Origin of the sequence: Rhizobium sp. P32RR-XVIII, from assembly GCF_012641395.1 — a bacterium.
Classification (GTDB): Bacteria; Pseudomonadota; Alphaproteobacteria; order Rhizobiales; family Rhizobiaceae; genus Rhizobium.
Window position 1 is genome coordinate 145552 of the sequence record NZ_JABAIH010000012.1, and the last position, 8062, is coordinate 153613.

Below are 8062 nucleotides of genomic sequence, written 5' to 3' on the forward strand. Positions count from 1 at the left end.
TCAACGAATGGTTATGCGTGAGGTTAAAAAGCCACTCACGCGGAAAGGCATGATCGCGGTGGCGGCGTCACTATCGGAAAATCCGACAACGAACTTTCAACGTCGTGCGGTCTCCATAAAATAGGCTATGCCCACGGAAGAGATCGGCAAGACGCTGTTGCGGGAAGGCTCCGCTCGAGAGTGGCGGCCGGGGCATAGAAACGACTGGTGTGATTGACGCGGCGCTCTAACTCTCGATTTCGTAAACCGCCGTATTATGCGGGGGACCCCTAAGCTTATTACTGTCGGAAGAGACTGAGAAGGATCTGCGGCGCGCTGTTGGCAATAGAAAGAGACTGAAGCGCAAGCTGCTGCTGCGTCTGCAGCGCGCTGAGCTTGGAGGACTCTTCTTCCATGTCCGCGTCCACGAGCTTGCCGACACCTGAACTGATGGAATCCATTAGCTTGCTGGTGAAGTCGGATTGCATATCGATGCGTGACTTGACGGCACCAAGGGTCGTCGCCGCTGTGATCGTTTGTTGCAGCATGTTGTCGACGCCGCTGATATAAGCATCGATATCGGCGTTGCCCGTGATATCAACGTCGAGAAGGTTGAAGGTCGGCGCGTAACCGACGTTGTCATCGGCACCCAATACCCCAATGCGGCTTTTCAACCCGGCTTCGGGGTGGACGTCCGGGTCGAGGTCGTATCGGACCAGGATCGACTCCTTTGAGGCTGTGATACCGATCCCGTCCCTGTCGAAGAGGTAATTCATCAGATCGACGAAATCGGATTGGCTCTTCACTTTACCGTCGCTGGAGCCGAGGGCGGCCATGACATCCGACTTGCTGAAGGTGATGGTCTTGTCTACGCCTGCTTCGTTGATCGAGATTGTCGCCTCGACGTCCCGTTTCATTTCGAAGGGGCCATCGTAAACACTGTATGTGTAAGCTCTATAGCCATAGGAGGGCGCGAGTGAATTCGCAAGGCCGCCTGTTGCGGCCCCCGCCAACGTCGAAGTTAGCTTCTTAAGCTCGAATGACGAGCCGGTTCCATCTACCTCTTTGCTGGAAATAGTGAGATGGTTCGGTTCACCCGAGTAGGCACCCAAGTAAGCATCGTCTTTCAGAAGTTTACTGAGGACCGATGACCACTGGCCCGCGTTTGATATAACTCCGTTAAGTCCCGGAAGGATGCTATCGATAAAGCTGCGATTAATGGTGAAAGACTTGGTCACTCCAGCCCTAGGATTTGGCGTCGTCGCTGGATCATCTGCATCGAGCGTAAGGTCGAACGTAATTGCCGTCGTGTCATCAGTAAAAGTCAAAGGACCGGAAAACCAGAAATTCACCCCCCCCGAGGCTCCAGTAGTAGGGAAGTCGTACATGGTGTCTTTGAGCCCTCCTATCGTTCCCGGGCTCTTGTCGCTCGTCTGAAGAATACCGCCGCCTGAAACGTTAAGCAGCGATGTGGACGCGCTGTCCAAAGGGATTTTCGTAATGGAAACAGATCCATTCTCATTACGCACGAATCCAGCCGTGATGTAGGTTGTGCTAAGGGAAGTATCTTCAATGTCTTTCAGGTTGGTATCGAGCAAATTCACGCCATTGAAGCTTGCGGAAGATGCTATGGAGACAATCTGGCCCTTCAGCTGGTCCAGTTCGGTCTGGATTTTGTTTCTGTCTAGGCCCTGTTCTGTAGCTGCGACGAGCTTGGCACGAAACTGGCTTAAAACATCGACTGTTTGGCTCATGCCCTCATAGGCAGTGTCGATTGTCGCAGCGCCAAGACCGAGGGCGTCGTATACAGCGGAAGTCGCACCGTTGTCGGATCGCATGGTGGTCGCAATCGACCAATACGCGGCATTGTCGGAAGCCGTCTGAACTCGAAGGCCACTCGAAATGTGCTGTTGCGTGTTTTCCAAATCGGAGTTGACGGATCTCAGTGTCTGAAGAGCAGCAATGGCAGCGTAGTTTGTATTGATGGAAGACATCAATGATCCGAAATGAAACTAGTGTTTATGCATTTGTGGGAAAATCGCGCTTCATGCACGCTGTGGATGCAATTTGGTCAGCAATGGTTAACAAAGTGAAACCAACTCGACCGTTAAATATCGCAACGGGCCAATGTCTCTGAGTCCGCGGTAGGCGTGAATGGGCTTGGAAAAACTGATGAGCGATGACGACAATTTCTCGGGTGAGCGGCGCGGGCCTGACTGGTGGATATGGCCAGTGATGGCGCTCGCTATGCTCGGAGCGATCGCCGGCGTCGTCGGCAGCTTGGCGAGGCTGTTCGGCTTCTTCGGATAACCGTCACTGTACGGTACTAGACCGGAACCTGCCTGCACTTTAGTTGTTTCTAATTTGATGCTAGACACTGCGTCCTTTCGGAGGAACGATGAGCGATGGGGACCTTGCCAATGTACACGCAATATCATGCAAGGCGCGACGAAGACGGGACGTGGTCGATCGTCGACGTGAGGACTGGCAGGATCGCTGTTATTGCTGAAGCCATGGCGCTCCAGCACCTTGATGAGACGACCGCTATGGAGATTATGGATGCCTTACACCCCCGCAAGCAATCTCCACAGTTCGCACGGTCTCGTTTTCTCCGTACGGTATCGAACGGGAACGATCACTAACGCTGATCGTGGATGAGGTAGACCGCGCGGTAGGCTTCCTTACCTCAGCCTGTGATGATGGTCTCATCGCCGCGCCGCCTGCATGTCCCTTACCCGCCCCGCTTCGGTGGGCTCTTTTTGACTGTACGCTACCGGACGGGAACGCTTGCCCCAGACTGATCGTTTGGTATTTGGGATCGCGTGGCGAGCTCACTGCTTTGACCCTTCCTTGCCCGCGGAAGGCCGCGCGGTCCTCTGGATCAGACTGTGCCGTGTGGTCAATTCCGCGTTGAATGGCTAGTGGATGCAGGAGGCGCGGCAAGGGCTCGCTTTTCCGTAGGAGCGGGCCCTTCGATCCTAGCCCTAATTGATTATTGACGAGCAGGCCTCCCCGGAGCTTTATTTTTAAGCGCTGTAGCCGCCAAGCACAGCACCGCGCCACGACATCTGGTCGGCGCCCCGACCCGGCGATGTGGTACGCGACAGGGCTCGCCATTTCTGACACGTTTGGGCGAGCCCTGGTCGTACTATCTCCCGATGACGATCGCGCCAATCCGCCGAATAGCGTCCGCAAATGTGACGCCCATCGCCATCCCGCCAATGCCGATGACGCCGATCGCGCCAAGGCCCATCAGCTTCCAGCGCTTCACGTCGTCGGTCACCGGCCGCATTTCGGATATATCCTCCTGGACGGCCGCGACGTTGCCCTCTACCTTGCCGACGCGATCGACGAGCAGATCCATGCGCTGGTGCATGGACGCCCGGCTATTGTCGGATTTGATCTCCGACTGGCGGAAGGCATCGCGCAAATTGCGAACCTCGGCAAGCACCTCGCCCATCTGCTGGTGCAGGCGAGGATCAAATTCTGTCTGCGTCAATGCCGTACCCCCGCATATCTCGTTTTCATGTCGCGGCCCCACGCCGCGCAGTCGTCGGCTTGACGATCGCGGTTGTCGGCGACGATCTCCCAGCGCTTAAAGGTGATGACCCACGGCTCATCCCCGGGACGGACGCGGCCCATCTTGGCGACACACGCCGGCGGAAGGTCAGGGAATGGGGCCGACGCCCTCGCCTGCCCTTGGACAGCGGCGGCGGCAGAAACGCGCTCGTCGACGCTCTGGCAGCTGGATAGAAGAACGGCGATAAAGATCAGTGCTGATCGAGCCAAAGCATATCCTCCTCATTGGGCCGGGAGAGTTTGCCATTCTTGGCCGCCTCCGCCTTCAGGCGCTCTACTTCGGCGTCTGCCATCGCTTTCGCCCTCAGCGTGGCGTCTGCTCGCTTCAAAGCCTCTGTGCTGGCCTGATCAGCCAGGAGGCGCAAGCGGCGTTCCTCGGCCAACTGAGCGGCCAAGGCATCGCGCTCGAATGTCGTGACCATACCGGCGCGCGCTTCGCGAGCTGCGGACGGATAGCCGATGGCAACGGCATAGACGTGATGGAGGAGAAGGCCAGCGGCGATCCCGGCGCCCAGCTTGAGATAGTCGAAGATGCCGAACATCAGGGTTCTACCTTCACACTGGCGTCAACGGTGCCTTGCTCGATCGCCTGCTGGACGATATCGGCCCTCTGCTTGTTCTTGCCGTCCCAGACAGCGCCAAAGACATAGCTGCCGACAATGCCGCCGTAGATCCACAGCAGGTTCGTCATTGCCGTATCGGAAAGAGCGATCGGCCGCCCCCGGACAGCTAGGTACGTCACGAGAGCCGCAATCCAGATCAGCGACAGGATGATGATCCGCCGGCGAACTGCCCAATCCGGCGAGGCCTTGTGGTCCATGAAGAACTTCATCACAGCAGCTCCTTGACGCGCTCCCGCATCTTCTCACCGCATGCCCTGGCGCCGACGGTCTTGGGGTCGAACGGTAGGCGCGCCACGTCCCACTTGCCGCGCTGCTGGATGCCGAGGTTCGTCTGTACTTCGGCATGGGAAAGGATTGTCTTGTCGGTGACAGCGATGTGATAGAAGGCCGCCAGATGCGCGATGACTTCCATCGCCCGGCTCCATTGCGTTTCGGTCATGGGGAACTTGCCGGCGTTGAACGGGCTTTCGACCGCCCCGGCCATGCAAGCCATGGAAACGCCGATGGAGCCGGTATTCGCGCGCAGGGTATGAGCTGCATAGTCGTCGTCGGCGGTACTCACGTTGTCGGCAATCGTGTGATCGCCGCGGACTACGTTCCCATCGCCTTCGACGATGATGTGATAATGTTCCTTGTCGAGTTCGGAGCACTTATGGGCGCCGGCAGACCAATGAAGAATGACACGGCTCATCTTCACCGGCTGGAGCCATTCCAGCGGAAGTCGGTACGTCATAACGATGTTCCTTGAGGTTAAGGCAGAAACAAAAAAGGCCCCCGCGAGGGAGCCTTATAGAAGCGAGGCAGCAGACATGCTGCTCGTGAGATAACCAACCTAGCGGGAGTTAATCGCCCCACCGATAACGGCGCCGAGCGCGAAAGCTGCTACTGGGTACCAAAGCCCATCGCTGTGGCGTCGATACCCATGGCGGTGTTCGTGATACCCGCGATATCCGTGGTAGTAGCCGCGGCGACCGCGGTCACCGTGAGCGTAGCGGTCATGCCAATCGTGCCTACCGTAGCCGTGATGTGGCCGCCCGTGATGGTCGTCGCGGACCTGAACCACACCCATATTTTCAACAATTGCAGGACGAATAGACGGCAACGGAGCGGCAGAGACAGACGTCAAAGAAGTGGCGCCGAGACAAATCGCGACGATCCCGGTGCAAACTGCTTTCATCACATTCATTTTTATTTCCTTCGCTTATTATCGCGGGGGACGATGGGCCGGGCCCCCGATTAACGCAAGGTGAACACACCTCCCTGCGGCAAAAGGAGACAGGCAGGGCCCCAGACCCTATGCCGGGTCTCCGCACCGCCAACGCGAAGCGCCGCGTAGAAGTTTGAGCGGTTCAGTGGGCGGGGGAGACGCGCTCTTTCAGGTTGCTCACCCGCTAACGGTCGAGTTGCGTCATCTATGGCTAACTGATACCTACAAAGGATTATTTACGCCACAACGGGGGATGCAGTGGGTGCGTTTCGTTTACTTCTAGCCGTTGCCGTATTTCTCGCGCACGCCCGTGTGAATTTCCCCGGCCTCGCGGCCCCCGGCTCGATGTTTACGCGGGAGAAGTTGCACATCATGGTTGGGTCCGGACACGCGGTTTTTGCGTTTTTCATCGCCTCCGGCTTCTACATGGCAATGGTGATCGAGGCGAAATATGCGGGGGCGCCCAAGCGCTTCTATCTCAATCGGGCGCTGCGGATCTACCCTGCCAATTTCGCAATTCTGGCGGCCTACGCGCTGTATTTCCTCTCCAGCGGGACGGCTTCATTCCTGACGCTCGACACCGTCCCGGGGCGCGAATGGATGACTCCGATAGCGCTGTTCAGCAACGTTTTCTTCCTCGGCGGCGAGCTTGTGCCCCTGTTCAACAAGGCAGACTGGCAATTCATCCTAAGCCCAATCTGGTCCCTATCCGTCGAAATCTATTTTTACCTTCTCGCGCCCTTCATCGTCAGATTATCAACCATGCGGATCGCTGGCCTCACACTCGCCGCTTTCGCCTTTCGAATGGGCCTCTATTGGTCAGGTGTTCCGCTACTGCCGTGGCGCTATTTCCTCTTCCCATCCGACTTCGTGTTTTTCTTGATGGGCGTGCTAGCCTACCGGCTTCTCGGACGCATTGACGCCAAACCGATCGGCATTGCTGCAGCTACCCTGTTGTTCGGCCTTGTCACCTATGAACCGTTCTGGGGATTTAAAGATCTCGACCAATGGCAGTGCTGGATGTTCTACATCCTAGTCGCTGCCTGCACGCCGTTGATTTTTAACCTCACGAAAAAGAGTGCGGTCGATAACTTTCTCGGTCACCTGAGTTACCCGATTTACCTTGGGCATCTTTTTATGCTGTCGCTGGTAGCCCGCTTCTATAACGTCGGGCCACTCGACAAGACAGGCGTCGCGCTGGTGCTGACGTTCGCGCTGGCGATTGCGATTTATACCATAATAGACAGGCCTATCGAGGAACTGCGCCGACGCGTTGCGGGTGCCCGTAGCGAGAGAGCAAGCGAACGGCTCGGTTACAACTTGGAAGCGGCCATGAAGAAGTCGTCTATCTGCTGAGCCGAAAAGCCCATGGCAACAAAGCCCTGTTGCATCATTGGCTCAGAACGGACGAAGGAACCAGAGTATTCGTAGGCAATTTGGACTGCTGCTGGCTGCGCAGCTATCCAAGCATCGACCTGACCAAGCAGCCCTGCAGCGAGTAGCTGAAGCTTGAACTGACGGGCGGAAACGCTTTCGACCGGTGGCGGAGGCTGGTTTAAGAAAGCCAAGATTTCCGGGTGGTCATCCGCAAGTTCTTCTTCTGCTATGCCGGGGCAATTGTAGGCGTAAACGCCGATTACAACACCGCCGTTTCGTTCAACAAAAACAGTCATTCTGCGCTCCTAAATATCGTTGTGCCATCCAAGCAAAGAAAAGATGTGCCCGGCGATAGTTCCTGACGTGATTGCTACGCCGTAGTACAATTGACCAGATGCGTTTGTAGTGAACGTTCCATCAATGACGTTTACGTTGATATCGGAATTGATTGACTGCTGAACCGTTCGCACGACGCCGGAACCACCATCTCCTAACTGCAGCGAGGCGCTAGACGATGCGCTAACATTTAATTCAGACCTAACAATTGGCCGGACTCTTGCACCTGATATGATAGTCAGGTTGTTGGCAGCGAATGCAGCCGTCGAATTCCTTATGGATAGTGGCAAATCCAGCAGCACTCGTCTTCCTGTCTGATTAAAGCCAAGAATGGTTCCTCCAGAGCGGAGTATAGGGCCGATGTACGCTTTCCTGTCGTAGTTCGCCGGCATCGTGGGGGATGTGGCAGAAACGTCGAAGCCGACATCGACAACACCGGTATCCGATCGTTGGATCAGCCAGACGTGATATGTGGTGTCCGTGATGGCTGCTGCTGACATGCGGCCACCCTGATTGGTCCCGACAGCCCACGCCGCATCAAGGCGCTTCGTCAGGGCTGAGGCCAGCTTCAGCAAGAATGGCTCGGTGTCGTCGCTCGCGGCCTCACCAACCGCAATGTCGATATCGTTGGTAGCGTCGGTCGCGTTGTTCGACAGCGTCAGGCCGTAGAGGTGTCCTCTACGCGCTCTCTTGCCGAATACGTCATCTACAGTGCCATCGCCATAGACAACCGCACCTGTAGAGATGTTGATCGTCTTTGTTAGGCGATCGGCAGTGCCATCATACACGTAGTATTTCAGGAAACCTGCGGTTGCCGTCGATACCCATTCTGTCCCTGCCACGGCATAGGATGGCCGCGACGCTCCCGAGTTCGCACTCAGGAGCGCATCAAGGCTCTTGTCCATTCTGTCCGCCATGTCGTTCGGCGTGACCGGTCCCGAAAGCGGGACGCTCCATGTTG

10 protein-coding genes are annotated in these 8062 nt (G+C 56.7%); 2 read left to right on the plus strand and 8 right to left on the minus strand.

Annotation, left to right across the window (positions count from 1 at the left end):
• Window positions 1–278 precede the first annotated feature (278 nt).
• On the minus strand, window positions 279–1973 hold the full coding sequence (locus HGP14_RS36305) for a flagellin (protein ID WP_168832837.1): 1695 nt from the start codon (window positions 1971–1973) through the stop codon (window positions 279–281).
• 178 nt (window positions 1974–2151) lie between these two features.
• Here HGP14_RS36305 and HGP14_RS26420 point away from each other — a divergent pair, with 178 nt between their 5' ends.
• Entirely contained in the window at window positions 2152–2289 is a 138-nt protein-coding gene (locus HGP14_RS26420) for a hypothetical protein (protein ID WP_168832838.1), read from the plus strand.
• An 838-nt stretch (window positions 2290–3127) separates the two neighbouring features.
• Here HGP14_RS26420 and HGP14_RS26425 read toward each other — a convergent pair.
• The 5 genes from HGP14_RS26425 to HGP14_RS26445 are packed head-to-tail and all read right to left on the minus strand — an operon-like array spanning window position 3128 to window position 4914.
• Entirely contained in the window at window positions 3128–3478 is a 351-nt protein-coding gene (locus HGP14_RS26425; RefSeq protein WP_168832839.1) for a DUF1515 family protein, read from the minus strand.
• The gene (locus HGP14_RS26430; protein WP_168832840.1) at window positions 3475–3768 is read right to left on the minus strand and encodes a hypothetical protein; all 294 of its coding nucleotides are present in this window, start codon (window positions 3766–3768) and stop codon (window positions 3475–3477) included. Before HGP14_RS26430 ends, HGP14_RS26425 begins: the two co-directional genes overlap by 4 nt.
• Window positions 3750–4100, minus strand: coding sequence for a hypothetical protein (locus HGP14_RS26435; RefSeq protein ID WP_168832709.1), 351 nt, complete (start codon window positions 4098–4100; stop codon window positions 3750–3752). Before HGP14_RS26435 ends, HGP14_RS26430 begins: the two co-directional genes overlap by 19 nt.
• On the minus strand, window positions 4100–4390 hold the full coding sequence (locus tag HGP14_RS26440; RefSeq protein ID WP_168832841.1) for a hypothetical protein: 291 nt from the start codon (window positions 4388–4390) through the stop codon (window positions 4100–4102). Before HGP14_RS26440 ends, HGP14_RS26435 begins: the two co-directional genes overlap by 1 nt.
• Entirely contained in the window at window positions 4390–4914 is a 525-nt protein-coding gene (locus tag HGP14_RS26445) for an N-acetylmuramoyl-L-alanine amidase (RefSeq protein ID WP_168832842.1), read from the minus strand. The genes HGP14_RS26440 and HGP14_RS26445 overlap by 1 nt, the downstream gene beginning before the upstream one ends.
• Before the next feature lie 732 nt (window positions 4915–5646).
• Between HGP14_RS26445 and HGP14_RS26450 the strand changes: the two genes are divergently transcribed.
• Window positions 5647–6744 carry an acyltransferase gene (locus tag HGP14_RS26450; protein ID WP_168832843.1) on the plus strand — a complete coding sequence of 366 codons (1098 nt, stop codon included), beginning with the start codon at window positions 5647–5649 and terminating at the stop codon, window positions 6742–6744.
• Here HGP14_RS26450 and HGP14_RS26455 read toward each other — a convergent pair.
• The gene (locus HGP14_RS26455; protein WP_205927347.1) at window positions 6702–7061 is read right to left on the minus strand and encodes a hypothetical protein; all 360 of its coding nucleotides are present in this window, start codon (window positions 7059–7061) and stop codon (window positions 6702–6704) included. The two genes, HGP14_RS26450 and HGP14_RS26455, sit on opposite strands and share 43 nt — an antisense overlap.
• Window positions 7062–7070: 9 nt before the next feature.
• A partial coding sequence (locus HGP14_RS26460; protein WP_205927348.1) for a hypothetical protein occupies window positions 7071–8062 on the minus strand: 992 nt, incomplete at its 5' end.

What these genes read in the sequence shown, in the direction of transcription:
- HGP14_RS36305 (WP_168832837.1), bottom strand. Translation starts at nt 1,973, where the DNA reads ATGTCTTCCATCAATACAAACTACGCTGCCATTGCTGCTCTTCAGACA.
- HGP14_RS26420 (WP_168832838.1), top strand. Translation starts at nt 2,152, where the DNA reads ATGAGCGATGACGACAATTTCTCGGGTGAGCGGCGCGGGCCTGACTGG.
- HGP14_RS26435 (WP_168832709.1), bottom strand. Translation starts at nt 4,100, where the DNA reads ATGTTCGGCATCTTCGACTATCTCAAGCTGGGCGCCGGGATCGCCGCT.
- HGP14_RS26440 (WP_168832841.1), bottom strand. Translation starts at nt 4,390, where the DNA reads ATGAAGTTCTTCATGGACCACAAGGCCTCGCCGGATTGGGCAGTTCGC.
- HGP14_RS26445 (WP_168832842.1), bottom strand. Translation starts at nt 4,914, where the DNA reads ATGACGTACCGACTTCCGCTGGAATGGCTCCAGCCGGTGAAGATGAGC.
- HGP14_RS26455 (WP_205927347.1), bottom strand. Translation starts at nt 7,061, where the DNA reads ATGACTGTTTTTGTTGAACGAAACGGCGGTGTTGTAATCGGCGTTTAC.